The organism is Mesorhizobium sp. M0217 (assembly GCF_040321955.1).
Lineage (GTDB): Bacteria > Pseudomonadota > Alphaproteobacteria > Rhizobiales > Rhizobiaceae > Mesorhizobium.
Genome location: NZ_JAMYSN010000003.1, coordinates 75,989 through 92,033, shown reverse-complemented (window position 1 = coordinate 92,033; position 16,045 = coordinate 75,989). Strand labels below are relative to the sequence as shown.

Annotated in this window: 15 protein-coding genes; 10 read left to right on the top strand and 5 right to left on the bottom strand. The window is 60.2% G+C overall.

Going from position 1 to position 16,045, the window contains the following annotated elements:
* Nucleotides 1-2 precede the first annotated feature (2 nt).
* A complete protein-coding gene (gene glf / locus NKJ18_RS07465; RefSeq protein WP_023668033.1) occupies nucleotides 3-1,145 on the top strand; it encodes a UDP-galactopyranose mutase in 1,143 nt (380 codons plus the stop codon).
* A gap of 47 nt (nucleotides 1,146-1,192) precedes the next feature.
* Complete coding sequence (locus NKJ18_RS07460) at nucleotides 1,193-1,714, top strand: ferritin-like domain-containing protein (protein ID WP_023687824.1); 522 nt, start codon at nucleotides 1,193-1,195, stop codon at nucleotides 1,712-1,714.
* A 69-nt stretch (nucleotides 1,715-1,783) separates the two neighbouring features.
* Here the strand turns inward: NKJ18_RS07460 and NKJ18_RS07455 are convergent, their stop codons facing one another.
* Nucleotides 1,784-2,941 (bottom strand): hypothetical protein, encoded by a 1,158-nt coding sequence (locus NKJ18_RS07455; RefSeq protein WP_023668031.1) that lies wholly within the window; start codon nucleotides 2,939-2,941, stop codon nucleotides 1,784-1,786.
* A gap of 299 nt (nucleotides 2,942-3,240) precedes the next feature.
* Here NKJ18_RS07455 and NKJ18_RS07450 point away from each other — a divergent pair, with 299 nt between their 5' ends.
* The 5 genes from NKJ18_RS07450 to cyoD all read left to right on the top strand — a co-directional run bounded on the left by NKJ18_RS07450 (nucleotide 3,241) and on the right by cyoD (nucleotide 8,384).
* Nucleotides 3,241-4,131 carry an MBL fold metallo-hydrolase gene (locus NKJ18_RS07450; RefSeq protein WP_023668030.1) on the top strand — a complete coding sequence of 297 codons (891 nt, stop codon included), beginning with the start codon at nucleotides 3,241-3,243 and terminating at the stop codon, nucleotides 4,129-4,131.
* 194 nt (nucleotides 4,132-4,325) lie between these two features.
* Nucleotides 4,326-5,291 carry a ubiquinol oxidase subunit II gene (cyoA, locus tag NKJ18_RS07445; protein ID WP_198024395.1) on the top strand — a complete coding sequence of 322 codons (966 nt, stop codon included), beginning with the start codon at nucleotides 4,326-4,328 and terminating at the stop codon, nucleotides 5,289-5,291.
* Nucleotides 5,292-5,293: 2 nt separating this feature from the next.
* Complete coding sequence (cyoB, locus tag NKJ18_RS07440) at nucleotides 5,294-7,294, top strand: cytochrome o ubiquinol oxidase subunit I (RefSeq protein ID WP_023681135.1); 2,001 nt, start codon at nucleotides 5,294-5,296, stop codon at nucleotides 7,292-7,294.
* Nucleotides 7,291-7,977 carry a cytochrome (ubi)quinol oxidase subunit III gene (locus NKJ18_RS07435; RefSeq protein ID WP_023681134.1) on the top strand — a complete coding sequence of 229 codons (687 nt, stop codon included), beginning with the start codon at nucleotides 7,291-7,293 and terminating at the stop codon, nucleotides 7,975-7,977. The genes cyoB and NKJ18_RS07435 overlap by 4 nt, the downstream gene beginning before the upstream one ends.
* Entirely contained in the window at nucleotides 7,974-8,384 is a 411-nt protein-coding gene (gene cyoD / locus NKJ18_RS07430) for a cytochrome o ubiquinol oxidase subunit IV (protein WP_023687822.1), read from the top strand. Before NKJ18_RS07435 ends, cyoD begins: the two co-directional genes overlap by 4 nt.
* A gap of 73 nt (nucleotides 8,385-8,457) precedes the next feature.
* On the opposite strand, the gene NKJ18_RS07425 is transcribed toward cyoD, so the two are convergent.
* Nucleotides 8,458-11,787 (bottom strand): DEAD/DEAH box helicase, encoded by a 3,330-nt coding sequence (locus tag NKJ18_RS07425; protein ID WP_352758034.1) that lies wholly within the window; start codon nucleotides 11,785-11,787, stop codon nucleotides 8,458-8,460.
* Nucleotides 11,788-12,094: 307 nt separating this feature from the next.
* Between NKJ18_RS07425 and NKJ18_RS07420 the strand changes: the two genes are divergently transcribed.
* From NKJ18_RS07420 to NKJ18_RS07410, 3 genes are all read left to right on the top strand, one after another.
* A complete protein-coding gene (locus tag NKJ18_RS07420) occupies nucleotides 12,095-12,934 on the top strand; it encodes a Crp/Fnr family transcriptional regulator (RefSeq protein ID WP_352758033.1) in 840 nt (279 codons plus the stop codon).
* A gap of 19 nt (nucleotides 12,935-12,953) precedes the next feature.
* On the top strand, nucleotides 12,954-13,190 hold the full coding sequence (locus tag NKJ18_RS07415) for a DUF6894 family protein (protein ID WP_023668023.1): 237 nt from the start codon (nucleotides 12,954-12,956) through the stop codon (nucleotides 13,188-13,190).
* A gap of 202 nt (nucleotides 13,191-13,392) precedes the next feature.
* Nucleotides 13,393-13,569: a hypothetical protein gene (locus tag NKJ18_RS07410; RefSeq protein WP_023687819.1), complete on the top strand. Its 177-nt coding sequence runs from the start codon at nucleotides 13,393-13,395 to the stop codon at nucleotides 13,567-13,569.
* A 185-nt stretch (nucleotides 13,570-13,754) separates the two neighbouring features.
* On the opposite strand, the gene NKJ18_RS07405 is transcribed toward NKJ18_RS07410, so the two are convergent.
* The 3 genes from NKJ18_RS07405 to NKJ18_RS07395 form a co-directional block, all read right to left on the bottom strand.
* Complete coding sequence (locus NKJ18_RS07405; RefSeq protein ID WP_023687818.1) at nucleotides 13,755-14,147, bottom strand: response regulator; 393 nt, start codon at nucleotides 14,145-14,147, stop codon at nucleotides 13,755-13,757.
* 239 nt (nucleotides 14,148-14,386) lie between these two features.
* On the bottom strand, nucleotides 14,387-14,917 hold the full coding sequence (locus NKJ18_RS07400; RefSeq protein ID WP_023687817.1) for a DUF1003 domain-containing protein: 531 nt from the start codon (nucleotides 14,915-14,917) through the stop codon (nucleotides 14,387-14,389).
* Between the two features lie 20 nt (nucleotides 14,918-14,937).
* Nucleotides 14,938-15,996 (bottom strand): alpha/beta fold hydrolase, encoded by a 1,059-nt coding sequence (locus NKJ18_RS07395; RefSeq protein WP_352513836.1) that lies wholly within the window; start codon nucleotides 15,994-15,996, stop codon nucleotides 14,938-14,940.
* Nucleotides 15,997-16,045: the final 49 nt, after the last annotated feature.

Genomic DNA, 16,045 nt, shown 5'->3' with positions numbered 1-16,045 from the left:
CCATGTTCGATTGGCTGATCGTCGGCGCGGGTTTCGCCGGCAGTGTGCTTGCCGAACGGATAGCGTCGCAGCGTCAGGAAAGCGTTTTGCTGATCGATCGCCGCAGCCATGTGGGAGGCAACGCCTACGACTGCTACAATGAAGCCGGCATCCTCATCCATCGCTACGGCCCGCACATCTTCCACACCAACAGCCAAACGATCGTGGACCACCTTTCGCAGTTCACGCAATGGCGGCCGTACGAGCACAGGGTGTTGGCGGCCGTGGACGGGCAACTGGTTCCCATCCCGATCAATCTCGACACCATCAACCGGCTTTACGGGCTAGACCTGACCTCGGCACAGCTGGAGGATTTCTTCGCGTCGCGACGCGAAACGGTGGAGGATGTCCGAACGGCTGAGGACGTCGTCGTCAGCACCGTGGGGCGCGAGCTCTATGAAAAATTCTTCCGCGGCTACACAAGAAAGCAATGGGGCGTCGATCCCAGTCAGCTGAGCAAATCCGTGACGGCACGAGTGCCGACCAGGACCAACCGTGACGACCGCTATTTCAGCGACAGCTTCCAGAAAATGCCGGCCGGCGGGTACACGCGGATGTTCGAACGCATGCTCGATCATCCGAACATCAAGATCATGCTGCAGACCGACTTCCGTGAAATTCGTGAGAAGATACCGTTCAGGCGCATGGTTTATACCGGCCCGATCGATGAATATTTCGGCTGGCAGCTCGGGCACCTTCCGTACCGTTCGCTTCGTTTCGAGCACGTTACACTGGATTGCGAGCAATTTCAGCCGGTTGCCGTGGTCAATTATCCCCAGACGGAAGATTACACGCGCATTACCGAGTACAAACATCTGACCGGCCAGCAGAGTTCGCGGACCAGCCTGACCTACGAATACCCCACGGACATCGGGGACCCGTACTATCCCGTGCCCCGGCCCGAAAACGAAGTGCTCTACAAGCGCTATGAAGCGCTCGCGGCAAGCTGCCCAGACGTCTGGTTTGTCGGTCGGCTTGCAACTTACCGCTATTACAACATGGACCAGGTAGTCGGACAGGCTCTGGCCACTTTCTCGCGCATCCAAAAAAGCCTCCCGGCCTGGGCGCGCACGGACGAGCCGTTGTTGGCCGAGCCGAGAAGATAGTTTCTTTCAAGACGGAAGATCGGGCGGGTATCAGAAGGAGAAACTCGATGGATACAAACTTCAACTCGGAAAGCCGTGAGATATTTATCGTCGGCTTGCGCAACGCGCACGCCATGGAAAATCAAGCGCTGTCGATCATGAAGCCTCAGGTCGAGCGTATAGAGAACTATCCGGAGGTGGCCGATCGCTTGCGCCGGCACATTCAGGAAACCGAAGGCCAGATCACGAGACTCGAGTCCGTCCTGGAGGGCCTTGGCGAGGAGCACTCCACCCTCAAGGACACTGCCTTGTCGATGGTTGGCAGCGTGGCCGCCATTGGACATTCGATGGCCGGCGACGAGATCATCAAGAACAGCCTGGCGAATTTCGCATTCGAGAACTACGAGATCGCTGCCTACAATTCGCTGCTGGTACTGGCCGACGCCGGGGGCTTCCAGGATGCTGAAAGGGCCCTCAAGCAGAACCTGAACGAAGAGGAAGCCATGGCCAACTGGCTCAAGGAAAATCTGAGCGACGTTACCATGCGATATGCCAGGCTGCGCGAGGCTGGGGCGACTGCAAAAAGCTGATGCACCGCACCGGCGCGGGCGGCGTTTCGAGACAGACGCTCGCCCGCCCCTCCCTCGTTTTAGGCCTCTTCAAGGTGTCGTGTCCGCCACGAGAAGACCTTGCTGACGGGCCAGTTCATCTGCTGTGGGTTTGCGCAGGTGTCGCCTGCCGTCAGCCTGGATGACGGAAAACAAACCGACCTCGGCATGTCGCGAATTGTCCCAGCCCGGGTAGGCCGTTATCGGGTACAGGCAAATACCCTCGATCGGCGCTCCGAGACTGATTGCGGAACGCACCTCGTCGCAGACATAATGGAGCCAAGCCGGCCCGCCGGATCCCTCGGAGCCGGTCTCCGCAATGAACATCGGCTTGCCGTATCGATGAGCAACTTCTAGCAACATTTCCGACAGGGCGCGGTACTCGTGGTGTCCCATCGGAATCGTCGGCCCGTTTACGTACCATTGATTGTGCGGATAAAAATTCAAGCCCACGACATCGACAACATCTTCGCTCCCGCCCAACTCAGGTTCGACGCGGCCCAGCAACATGTCGTAAGCTTCGAACTGCCCCTGTCGGGCGTTTTCGGCCCGGCGCCGTTCGCTGCGGGTTCGGTCGCGAGGGGCGATATGGATAAGCGGCTCGGCCCAGACAAATCTGCAGGCGGGGTCGATCTCCCGCATTGCACGAACACCCGCGATGGCGGCCTTCACGAGGTGCCGCTTGAACCATCCACGTTTGTTCGGCCCCACGCGCGGGAAATAGCCGACCTCAACAGCCCATGCGAAAAAGGAGATTTCGTTGATGGGACACAACAGAGGCGATGTTCCGGTGATCGAACGGTGTACCTTGACGGCTTCTGCCGCGAACGAGGCATAGGCGTCGATGAAATGCAGCGAGCCCTGATCGACATGGTCCGGAGATCCGTAGTGAAAGATGTCCCAGATTACCTGAACACCTGCCGATCGGGCTGCCTCCACCATTGGCGCCCAACTTGACCAGTCATAGGTTCCGGGAGCGGTTTCGATCAAATGCCAACGCAGGCCGTCGCGGATGGTGCGAAGGCCGAGTTCGGCGCAGCCGCGGTAGTCGCCCAGGGCATGCAAATTATGCGAGGTCGCACGAATAAGATCGAGGCGAACGCCGTCCTTGCGCCGGTGCGAGGAGCATTCAAAGCCTGCCATGAAAAAACTGGCGAAGCGCGAAGCTTCCGGAACCGAGGCCTCCGTCTGGCGTCCCACTTCGCTCATTTTTCGAAGTCTCCTTTGGGCAATCGGCTTCGAACTCGGCCGCCTTGTCCGGACCGGGAACCGCGTTGGCGAAATACCGAATTCAGTCGGGCGCGCCCCATGTTCGTTGCTCAGTCCAGCTCGTCCTTGCGTGGCCGGGTAGTGCCGAACCCATTGGTAGAGCCTTTGTTCCGGTGGTGAACTGTCCGGGCGCCGCGTGCAAATGAGGAACAAGGAGGCCCGTCCCAAGTTCGGGGCGATGTACAGCCGCCGTCATCCACTCGAGCGGCTGCTCGGCAACAACAGAGGCATGGGATCACATGACCGTTCAGATTCGACTTTCCGAGATCGACCACGCCAGGCGCGAGGATCGTGGCGACGGCGCTTGGAGCATCGCACCGGACCTGGGTTACTTGCGGCTAGCAATCGTCAATGTCGTGTTCTTCGGCGCACCGGGCAGCGGAGATCGGAACTGGGTGCTGATCGATACCGGGTTGCCGACGTCTCGCAGCAGCATTCTAGCGGTCGCGGAAAAGCGGTTCGGCGTTAACGCACGGCCGGCTGCAATCATCCTGACCCATGGCCATTTCGACCATGTGGGAACGGTTCTAGAACTCGCAAATGGCTGGGACGTGCCTGTCTTCGCCCATCCACTCGAGCACCCCTATTTGGACGGAACCACATCCTATCCGCCACCGGATCCCTGGGTTGGGGGTGGACTGATGGCGCTGCTTTCACCGCTTTTTCCACGCGGGCCAATCGATCTTGGCAGCCGTTTGCAACCCTTGCCCGCCGATGGATCGATCCCCGGAATGCCCGGATGGCAATGGCTGCACACACCCGGACATGCCCCTGGGCATATCTCGCTCTGGCGCGAGCAAGACCGCTCGCTCATTGTAGGAGACGCTTTCATCACCACCGGTCAGGAGTCGGTCTATGAAGTCGCCATTCAGGATCTCGAGATGCACGGTCCGCCGCGCTATTTCACGCCAGACTGGGATGCAGCGGAAAGGTCCGTGAAGCATCTGGCTGCCTTGGGTCCCCAGATGGTCATCAGTGGACACGGTGCGGCTGCTGCGGGAGTGGGCATGCGTCAGGCTCTCGATAATCTGGCTGAGCGATTCAGGGTATTCGCCGTCCCGCCGAAATTGAAATTCGTGCGAGAGCCAGCGTCGCCGATAGCTAGGCCAATCGAGCCGCCATCGTTCTGAATGGCCAGATTGGGCCAAGGCGGGACCATCGGACAGAGTAACTCGGTCCAGCGGAACAAACCCGGCCGGCGACAGTTGGGGCACTCGCTCAGGTGGCGACACCCTGCGAAGTGCCGCGAGGTTCCGCGCCATGGGGAGGCTCAGATGGAAACCCGACGAACGCATGCCTCTAGCCCGCGTTCCCGCAAAGAGAGATTGCAGAGCCGGTGTTGTTGCCATCCAGCCCTAAGTTGACACGCCAACTGCTCTGGATCGTCGGAGGCGCATTCTTGCCCGGTTGCGCGGGGGGAGTGCTCGATCCCCAAGGACCAATTGGTGTCGGCAATCGCACGATCCTTTTGAACTCGCTGGCGGTGATGCTGGTGATCGTTGTTCCCACGCTTGTTGCACTTCTGGCATTCGCCTGGAAGTTCCGCGCCTCGAACAGCAACGCCCGCTATAACCCGGAGTTCACCTATTCGGGACGCGTGGAGTTGATCGTCTGGTCGATCCCGACGCTCACCATCCTGTTCATTGGCGGTCTGATCTACTACGGATCGTATCAGCTCGATCCGCGCAAACCGATCCCTTCTAGCCAGCCGCCGCTCGACATTCAGGTGGTGGCGCTCGACTGGAAATGGCTGTTCCTCTATCCCGAGCAGGGCGTGGGCGCTGTCAATCAACTGGTTATTCCCGCCGGTGTTCCAGTGCGTTTCAAGTTGACCTCGGCCAGCGTGATGAACACGTTCTTCGTGCCCCAGCTTGGCAGCATGGTCTACGTCATGAACGGCATGCAGACCGAATTGCATCTGCAGGCCGACCGCGAGGGCAGCTTTTTCGGCCAGTCGGCGCACTTCAGCGGCGACGGCTTCTCGGATATGAATTTCAGTGTGAGCGCGGTTTCAGCCGATGCCTTCACCCGCTGGGCGTCATCGCTGCGTGGCGGGGGCGGCGTGCTCAACGCCAACGCCTATCGCGAACTCGCCCGGCAAAGCACAAATGTGGCGCCGGCTTCCTTCGGTCATGTCCAGCCTGGGCTGTTCGAAGCGGTCGTTCAGCAGACGCTCCCACCGGGTCCGGGGCCTGCTGAGAGCGCAGCCAGCGGCGAGCCACAGGTGAGCCCAAGGGCATTACCCGCGGCGGCGGCAACGATGACCCATCATCCACAAGGCGCAGAATGACGATGCTGGGCAAGCTCGACTGGTCGGCCGTTCCTTTCGATCAACCCATCCCCCTCGGCGCAGCCCTTGGCGTCTTTCTGGCAGCAGCCGCCGTGCTTGGCTGGATAACGGTGAAGGGCTACTGGCCATATCTGTGGAGCGAGTGGATAAGCTCGGTCGACCACAAGCGCATCGGCGTGATGTACATTGTGCTGGCGATGCTCATGCTTCTTCGTGGTTTTATCGATGCTATCATGATGCGCACACAACAGGTGCTGGCGATTCACGGGCCGGGCTACCTCCCGCCGGAGCATTACGACCAGATCTTTTCCGCGCACGGCACGATCATGATCTTCTTCGCCGCGATGCCGTTCATGATCGGCCTGATGAATTTCGTCGTGCCGCTGCAGCTTGGCGTACGCGATGTCGCTTTTCCGACGCTCAATTCCGTCAGCTTCTGGCTGACGGCTTCCGGAGCCCTGCTGGTCAACATCTCGCTTGTGGTCGGCGAGTTCGCGCGCACCGGCTGGCTGCCCTATGCCCCTTTGTCGGAAACCGCCTACTCGCCGGGCGTCGGTGTCGATTATTATCTGTGGGCGATCCAGATCTCCGGCGTCGGCACGCTGCTCACCGGCGTCAACCTGGTGACGACCATCCTCAAGATGCGGGCGCCGGGAATGGGCTATCTGCGAATGCCGATGTTCTGCTGGACCTCGCTCGCGTCCAACCTGCTCATTGTCGCAGCCTTCCCGATCCTTACCGCCACGCTCGCAATGCTGACGCTGGACCGGTATCTCGGCTTCCACTTCTTCACCAACGAAGCTGGTGGAAATCAGATGATGTTCGTCAACCTGATCTGGGCGTGGGGCCATCCCGAAGTATACATCCTGGTGCTTCCCGCCTTCGGAATCTTTTCCGAGATTTTCTCGACTTTTTCATCGAAGCCGCTGTTCGGATACCGTTCGATGGTCGCGGCCACGATGTTCATCTGCATCGTCTCGTTCATGGTCTGGCTGCATCACTTCTTCACCATGGGTGCCGGAGCGGACGTTAATGCCGCCTTCGGCATCGCCACGTCGGTCATTGCCGTGGGAACCGGTGTGAAAATCTACAACTGGCTCTTCACCATGTATGGCGGGCGCGTTCGTTTCGACACGCCGATGCTTTGGGCACTGGCTTTCGTGACCACCTTCACCGTCGGCGGCATGACTGGCGTCCTGCTTGCCGTCCCGCCGGCCGACTTCGTGCTACACAATTCCCTTTTCCTCGTCGCGCATTTCCATAACGTCATCATCTCGGGCGTGTTGTTTGGAGCATTCGCCGGCTTCACCTACTGGTTCCCCAAGGCGTTCGGTTTCCGTTTGCACGAAGGCTGGGGAAAAGCGGCATTTTGGGTCACCTTGGCCGGCTACATGCTGGTCTTCGTACCGCTCTATATCGTCGGTCTGCTCGGCATGACGCGGCGCCTGCAACATATCGATATGGACCTTTGGGCGCCGTGGCTGGTGGTGGCCGCTTTCGGCGTGGTGGTGATGATCGCCGGCGCGGCGCTGCAGATCACACAGCTTTTCGTTTCGATCCGGCATCGCGACAAGTTTCGCGACGAAACCGGCGACCCGTGGGACGGGCGTTCGCTGGAGTGGTCGACATCTTCCCCTCCTCCTGTCTTCAATTATGCACGGCTGCCTCACGTGGAAGACGAAGAGCCCTACTGGAGCATCAAGCAACGAGGGATCGAACAGAGCTCGGACGAGGAAAAGGCATATGAGCCGATCGAGATGCCTCGCAACAGCCCGACTGGCTTCGTCACCGCCTTCTTTAGCACACTGATCGGCTTCGCGCTGATCTGGCATATATGGTGGCTGGCGATCGTCGGTTTCATCGGCGCATACGCAACCTTCGTCGTATTCGCCTGGCGCGATCATGGAGACTACGAGATCCCTGTCGACGAGGTCGCCCGCATCGACCATGACCACAAGGCAGCCCAGTTTGCCCGGCTGCGCGGGTGGGAGCGCCCGGCATGAGCGATCACGCATTCTCCGGCGACATCAGCGCCGGCACCCAGGCACGGGACCCGTATCGGCTTAATCACACCGGTCGGCATGCGGTGCGCTCTGCGACGGGCCACGGAGAAGGCGGCCCGGCCTCAAAGTTCGTCACGGTGACCTACGGCTTCTGGATCTTTCTCCTGTCCGACATCATCATGTTCTCGGCATTTTTCGCCGCCTACGCCGTGCTCGCCAAGGCAACCGCCGGCGGACCGACAGGCAAGGATCTGTTCGAACCGACACGGGTTGCGGTCCAGACGGGCCTTCTGCTCACTTCGAGCTTCACCGGCGGCGTGGCAACACTCGCCACCCGTCGCAGATCAATGGCTGCCACGCAGTTCTGGCTTCTCGTCACGGGGTTGCTCGGGGCAGCGTTCCTGTTCCTGGAACTACAGGAGTTCGCGGCAATGATCGGCGAGCAGGCAGGCCCCTCGCGCAGCGCATTTCTTTCTGCCTTCTTTGCGCTCGTTGGCTGCCACGGTGCCCATGTCGGTCTCGGCCTGCTCTGGCTGGGAACGATGATGGCGCAGCTGTGGGTCAAGGGCTTTCGGCCCGACATCTTGCGGCGGCTCCACTGCTTCGGGCTCTTCTGGCACGCCCTCGACATCATCTGGGTTGCCATCTTCACCCTGGTCTATCTGCTGGGAGCATCGTCATGACCGAGTTCGAGAGCAAGACCGGCGAGTTGCAGGACCGCCGCGATTCAGCGCCGGGCGAGGAACACATAAGCGAGCACGAAACGGCTGGGGGCCTCTCGGGCTATGTGCTCGGCTTCGGGCTGGCCATCCTGCTCACGATCGCGTCATTCCTGGCGGCGCGAACCGATCTGATTTACCAGCCCGCGGTCATCTCGGCCCTGGTGGTGCTCGCTGTTGCGCAGATGGGCGTGCATCTTGTCTTCTTTCTGCACCTGACCACCGGGCCGGACAACACCAACAACATCCTGGCCCTGGCCTTCGGCGTGCTGATCGTCGCGCTGGTGGTTCTGGGCTCTATCTGGATCATGGCCCACCTGAATGAAAACATGGCTGCCATGACACCCCATCAAACCGGAACCATGCCTTGAACGCTGCCCTGCGAACGCACGGCCGCCCACAGTGCACCATTCGCACCGATGGCCCCAGGAGACAAAAGGCTCGTCAGATCTCGTGCTTTGGCTGGGCTGCGCGTAGGGCATCAAGCGCTAAGCGAACCGCATCGATGCCTGAGACGCTGGGCTGGATCGGCCTGAAAATCAGGCGGCCCTTCCGGTAGTCCAGGCCCAACGCCTTGCTGTTCCGCCATTGGGACGCCGACGGCTTGTACCGAGGGGTGATCGCGATAGCCTCGGGACCCACATCGACTTTGCCGACGCCCAATTCCGACGCTGCTATTCGCAACCTGGTAAATTCCAGCAAAAGGGCTACTTCGCCAGGCATGTCTCCAAAGCGGTCCTCGAGCTCTTCGCTGAATGTATCGAGGTCCGGCTCCGAACGGATGCGGGAGAGCCGCGCATAGAGGCCAACGCGCACCGTAGGCTCGTCGACATAGCTCTCGGGAAAAGCCCCCTTTCCCGAGCCATTGATCTCGGCAAGTTGCTTGCCGAAGTCGGCCCCTCCGCCAGCCGCCGAGACCGCCCGCTCCAGCAAGTGCTCGTACAAGCCCACTCCGATCAGCTTCATATGCCCGGCCTGGTCTTCGCCGAAAAGATCTCCGGCGCCACGCAGGTCGAGGTCTCTTTGACTGATTGCCAGGCCGGAGCCGAGCCGATCGAGCGCAAGCATCGTCGAAAGCCGGGCCTTGGTGCCTTCGGCCAGTTCAACGCCAGGTTGGGTCAGAAGAAACGCTACGGCCTGCACCGCCCCCCTTCCGACCCGGCCCCGCAGCTGGTGCAACTGCGCCAGACCGAACCGGTCGGGGCGCCAAACGATGATGGTGTTGGCCCGCGGCACATCGAGGCCGCTCTCGATGATGTCGGTGCTCAACAAAATGTCGCCATCACCGTCGGCGAATCCGACCATGACTTCGTCCAGCTGTCTCCCCTTCATTTCACCATGCGCCGTCTTGACCCCGAGTTCCGGCACCAGTCTGTTCAGTTGGTCACAGGCCGGGGCAATATCCTCGATCCGCGGGACCACGAAAAAGCTCTGTCCACCCCGGTGGAATTCACGCAGAAGGGCCGCGCGCACCGATGCTGGATCGAACGCTGCCAAGATCGTGCGAACGGGACGTCTTTTGGCGGGCGGAGAGTTTAGAACGCTGACGTCCTGGATGCCCGACAACGCCGATTGCAGCGTCCGGGGTATCGGTGTGGCGCTCATGCTCAGCGTATGGAGGCGAGGCGTCATGGTCCGCAGGGCCCGCTTCAACTTGACCCCGAACCGGTGCTCCTCGTCGATCACCAGCAGTCCAAGATTGGCGAAGGTGACGCTCTTGGACGCCAGGGCCTGAGTACCCACAACGACCGTAACCTGGCCGCTCCGTAGACCCGCTTTTGCCGCTCTCGCCTCCGCTGCCCCGACCATCCTAGAAAGGTGGGCGACCTGCAGGCCGGTTCCCGCGAAGCGGCGGCTGAACGTCTCATAGTGCTGTCGTGCCAACACTGTTGTCGGTGCTATGATAGCAACCTGTTTCCCGCAGAGAGCGGCGGCGGCGCAAGCACGCAGGGCGACCTCTGTCTTGCCGAAGCCAACATCGCCGCAGACGAGCCGGTTCATTGTTCTTCCCGACGAAAGGTCATCGAGCACAGCGCGGATGGCGGCCGCTTGGTCGGGCGTCTCCGTATAGGGAAATCTCGCCGCAAAACGAGCCAAGTCCGTGCGGGAGGGCTTCATGATCTCGGCAGGCTGGCTGGACCTGATTTTGGCAAGGCCCAAGAGGCGCTTGGCCAGCCTGTCGATCTCGCGCAACGCAGCTTCGCGTCGCTTCGGCCAGCCCTCGCCTTTGAGGCGATCGAGCGACACTGCCTCCGGTTCCGAACCGTAGCGCCATATTCGTCCAAAGTCGTCGACCGGAACCAGCAAGGAAGCACCGCCATGATATTCCAGCCTGACGACATCCTGTTGCTGGCCACCCAACTCGACCTGTTCGACCGCGGCGAGCACGCCCAGGCCATGGTCTTCATGAACGACGACATCGCCAATGCGCAACTCGGGTTGGAGTATGCCTGTGGTCGCGCTCCCGTTCGCCTTCAACGCGGGACCAAACAGGTCGGATGCGGCCACCACCGCGATATTGGATTGCGCGTCGACAAACCCTTCGTCGAGGACGAATTCAGCTTTGAGCAGAGAGCCCCTCGCGGCCGAAAGGATTTGCGGCAAGTCGGCCGCTTCCTCTGCCCGCCGGCCTAGTCTCCTATCGAGTAGGCGATCTGCTCGCTGCAATTCAGAGGCATCGCCGGTGAACACTACTCTGACTCCGGCGCTCGTCTGCCTTGTGACGAATTCCGCGAAATCATGCCCGGGTCGGGCCTGGCGGAAGAATTTGGGAACTCCCACGGCAGAAACGGCAAGTCTCACGCAGCAGCGGTTAAGCAGAGCAGCGTCCCACTCTTCACGGGATAGGTAAAATCGTCCCGGCAAAGGTTTTTTCGTTCCGGCTGCCTCCTGCCTGGCACGACGTGCATCCTCGACCAGATCCAGAATTCTGCCGAGCGGCTGCCCGTCGGTCTCTTCAAGGAAGGAGATCGAGGCGCTGGAAGCCGCATCGAAGACGGATGGCATAGCGCCATACGATGCGACCAGGCGCTCTTCCATCGACGTCGCGCGCATCGCTGTCAGCTCAGGATGCTCACCAGCTTTAAAGATCAGCTCGGATGCCGGTCCGACCGTAACCGAGTCTCGAACCTGATCGCTGAGCTGACTGAGCGGGTCGTAGGTCTTGAGCTGGCAGATGCAGGTATCGGGACCAACGATGACGCGAACGGGGCCATCCGCGCCAGCAGGGAAAATATCGATGAGATCGCCCCGAAAGGCTATCTCACCCGGTTCGTCGACCCTCTCGTCGACGACATAGCCAATGGCTTCGGACCTGGTTCTGAAATCGTCACGGTCGAGCTTTTGTCCCACCTCCAGAATTGTGAAACCGCCAGCGATGACCGGAGCAGGCGGCACCCGCTGCAGAATGGCTTCGAGCGACATCACAGCGATGCGCGGGCGATCCGGCTTCGTTGCGATCTCACGCAACGCGCGAAGCCTTCGCCCCATATTGGCGCGTGTGGGCCATACCCTGTCGTAGGGCAGACAATCCCAGGACGGCAGCAAGATGATATCCGCGTCAGGCAGGAACTGACGCAAGGCGCCGGCGATCTCCTCGGCACTGCGTTCCGAGGGAGCTATGTGGATGATGTGCTTGTCCCGACTGGTCTCCAGGCCACGGGCCAGCGCTACCGCGATTGCTGAGGATGGCGGTCCGCCGTGCCCTATCGCAAACCCGCTGTCATCCGTGTGATCGATTTGTTCGACATCCGTCCGCGAAATATGCCTGTTCACTGAAATCTCACCTTGCCACTGAGACAACGTCAGCGGAGCCACCCCGTTCCTGGTGCCGCATCAAAGAGCTCCAGGACGGGCTGCGGGTGCAGCCCTCGAAAGGGCGGAGCGAAGGGTCAAAGCTGCGCCGTGATCGGCGAACTCCTGGGGCTGGCTGCCCAGCGGGACAATTTCTAACCGAGCCTATGTCATAGGTTAATGCATTGCTGCCTGGCTCACCTATGGCTGTCCTAAAAAACTGGTGCTTCGATCATTCCGGGATCTTCAACCACCCTCGACGCTGGCAAAACGCTCCAGGCATGGGACCATGCCGCACGGCGGCGCCTTCTGCCGCCGCGCATATGTCCCCATCCCAATCGGAACTTTTGGCGCGGATAATAGTTCGATCACTAACATCAGCCAGGTAGTCAATTTGTTCCCCACCTCATCCTCGGATGTACTCATTCGCAAGCTTCAGACCATCTCGGATCTTCGAGAGGCCGACATCGGCGCTCTGAAAGGCATTCCGATCCAGGAGAAGGAATATTTGGCCAACCACGATCTGGTGCGCGAGGGCGACCGTCCTGTTTACTCGTTTATCGTTCTTGATGGCTTGGTCGGTTCCACCAAACATACGGGCGAAGGAAAGCGACAAATCACATCATTCTTCGTCGCCGGCGACATTCCTGATCTGCATGGGCTGCATCTGTCGGTCATGGATTGTAACTTCTCGACCCTTACGCCGGCGCGAATAGGTTTCATGCGGCATGACACTCTGCGCGCCGTTTGCGACCAGCACCCTCGCATCGCTACCGCTTTTTGGCGGTCGACGTTGATAGATGCCGCGATTTACAGGGAGTGGGTCATCAATGTGGGAAGACGCGAGGCATACACCCGCATGGCTCACATCCTGTGCGAACTGATTTTTCGCTTGCGCTCCATGGGGCGCATTCAGGATCACGTGGCGGATATCCCCATTACACAGGCGGCCCTTGGCGATGCACTGGGTTTGTCCACGGTCCACGTCAACCGGATGCTCCAGGAACTACGACGCAGAGGCCTCATTGCCACCTCGGGATCAAAAGTTCACGCACTGGACTGGGCTGGCCTCACTCACGCAGGAGATTTCGACACGACCTACCTGCACCAAAGGAACCCCGCAGATTAGCAGTGACGGAAGCTCTCCGATGGCACGATTTTTCTTCGACAGCGGCGATGGCGATCTCATCTTCGAGGACGAAATAGGTGTCGAATGCGCTGGCCTCGAGGAGGTCCGCCGCGCGGGATTCGAGGGCCTTGTCGACCTCACGAGAGAGTCACTGAAGAGCGTCGACGGGCAGCAATTGTTTATCGAAGTGCGCGATGAAAATGGCGCCAAGATTTTGCGGCTGAGCCTCTCGCTTCGGGTAAAATCGAACGTATAAATTTGCACTCTACGCGCAGCGTTAGGCGAGCGGACTGGGACTGCAAACATCCACTGGCATGTCGTGTCTCAAAACCAGGGCCACTTTTGAGCGACATGCATTAACCCATAGATTGTGCCTCGATTCGCCTCGATTTGTGTACAGGACGGGGAACCATCAAAGAGCCGCCGAGTTCGTCCAACGGACAAGCTCGGAATCTAACATGGAAGAAATCGGCAAGGCACAACAAAAGGTCATAGCCCGCCTCATACGGGAGTGGATTTCATCGGACGCCAATCGTCGCCAGCTTCGCCAGTTGCTGGATCTGCCGACAGATGCGGACATGCCCAGCGAGCATCGGTCATTGCTTGACGAACTCGACCGAAAGCTCAACCAATGAGCGCCCCTGCTTTCGGGAGGGCTTCCGAGTGGATGCGAGCCGGTGGCGAGGGAAAGGAGCTGAGGTCGACATCTGGTTGAGGCCGCCGACATTTGACCCAAGCAGACGCGAACGCTTTACGCCGGACGGCGCCGATTGGCCGAAGAAAGAATGTTCGGTGGTTTCGTGGAGCCGCGGTCCGATTCCTAGAGGTGAGTTTCTGCACCTTGCTGCGCGTTTAAAAGTTGAGAAACGGCAGTTATGATCTGCGGCAGAAAAAAGGGCTTGGTGATCATTATGCTGTTGGGCACGCCTTCCGCTCCCCAGTGTACCGCGCTGTCGCCACTGATATAGACAACCGGGATGGTCGAGTTGGACCTTCGCAAGTGCCGAGCGACCTCCCACCCCGACTGTCCTGCTCCCAGACGGATGTCCGTGAGCACGGCCTTGAACTTGGTCGGATCGGGGTCGAAAGCCGCCAGCGCCTCGGCGGCACTCCGAGTGCCGACGACCTGGAAGCCGGCCTCCTCCAAAGCTGACTCGAGGTCGAGCAGGATCATTGTCTCGTCTTCGACGATCAGAACAGCACCTTCGCTCATCCGGAATCTCCCCAAGCCGCCCGCTAATACGATTCGGCGTCAACTTGGTTCCATCTGACACGCAGCAGCCTGTTGGCTATCGAAGCTCTACGCTGCCTCGATTGCGCGGCGGACTTGTGACGTCGGGAAGCCGCCCTGGAGAACGCCGACGCCGCCTTAGCTGCGTCGACAGCCTTGGACAACGAGGCTGATTACAGGCTGTAGCCGACGCTGAACCGTTGCCGACGAGGTCGCTTTGATCAAGCGTTCTCCTGATCTCCAGAAGCTTGCTGGATCTGCGTCATCACCTTTTGGGGATCGACATTCTCGGCGAGTTCCGGCAGCTCTTTGTCGGCCGGGGTCGAGATATTCAGACGCGCCGTCAAGGCAGCCACCATCTCGATCAGCCGCGTGGTTTCATGTTCGTTTAGAAGGCTGATCTGCAAATCCAGTTCGGCTCGGCGCTCGCTGTGGGCGGCCATTCTGTTCTGATTGATCAGCACAAAGGTAGACAGGAAGATTGCCTCAACCGAGGCGACCATGGCCAGGATCACGAAAGTCGGGTCCCAGGCTGGGACGGCTGGTATCTCGCCAAGGTTTGCGAGGACCCAGACGACAAGAATTGCAAGGTGCAGATAGACGAAAGTCATGCTTCCCGCGAAGCGCGAAACAGCGCCGGCGACCCACGCTTGAACGCCTTGGTGCTCTTCTTGTTGCCGCCTGTGCTCGACCAGGGCCTGTATGTTCTGGTGGAGCACCGACTGCATGTCGGCTGGACGTTGGTCGCTCATTTGAAAGCCCCGTTTGGAGATCATTCCGTGCAAGCGGCGTCGCTTATCGCCGGTGGCTCCCGCGAGGCCGGATCTGCCTTGAACTCGTCGGCACACGACTTGGGTCGCTGCCGACGGCCCGCTTGGAACAAGGCGTGCCGTCCTGCAATAGTGTGCACCATGCCGACCACTGCCTGCGGGGCGCTCTGATGAACCATATGGCCGGCGCCCGGAACCACCTCGAGGAGAGACCCACCGACTTCCGCGTGCAAGCGTCGTGCATCGCGTTGCGCGTCGAACAACCGGTCCCCGGATCCCGCCATGATGCCGGTGGGCACGGCAATGTCCCTATAGTTGGCTTTTCCCAAGAGGGACGCGGCCAGCATCGATGCTGTCTCCAGAGAAACCGCCCGCAGTTGGGAAGGGCGGCTGGCGACATCTTTGGCAAGTGCGGCGAACTCGCCGGCGACGACGGCGGGTTTAAAGATCTTCTCCATTGCCCAATGCCAAGCAAGCCTTACAAGCGGCGGCAGCAAGGTGTGACGAAACGCGGTGCCGATCACAGGCAGTGCAGGGAGTGCGGCCAGTGCAAGATCCAGCCGCGGTGGCGGATAGTAATAGCCCGAGACCAGCACGATGCCCACGACCGATTGAGAATGCCTGCGCGCCAATTCGAGGGCGATCCAAGCTCCCCAGGAATGTCCAAGCACGAGGTATTTCTCTATACCCAGCCCGCAGGCCGCGGCATGTATGAGGTCGGCTTGGTCGCGAGCGGACCAACGCCGGCCGCGCGGCCGTGAGCTTCGCCCAAAACCGGGACGATCAAATGCAAGCACCCGGTAGGTCTTTGCCGCCTCATCGAAGATGCCGCTCGACTTGAAATCCTCCGCCATGGATCCATTGCCATGCAAGAGAAGGAGCGGCATGCCGGTTCCGGCTTCGATAAAATGCAGGCGCACACCATAGATCTCCATCACACGTCCGCACGCCCGGCCGGCAATCGCACGTTTGGCGTGGATGGCGTTGTATGCCGCCAGCGCCGCCAACGAGGCCGCGAGCAACCCGGTCGCGAGTTTCGGTCCATCTCTGTCGAACGCCATGCCCGTGCCTGTTGGAAACTATCTGCCGACCCCAACTCTCGGGGCGAAA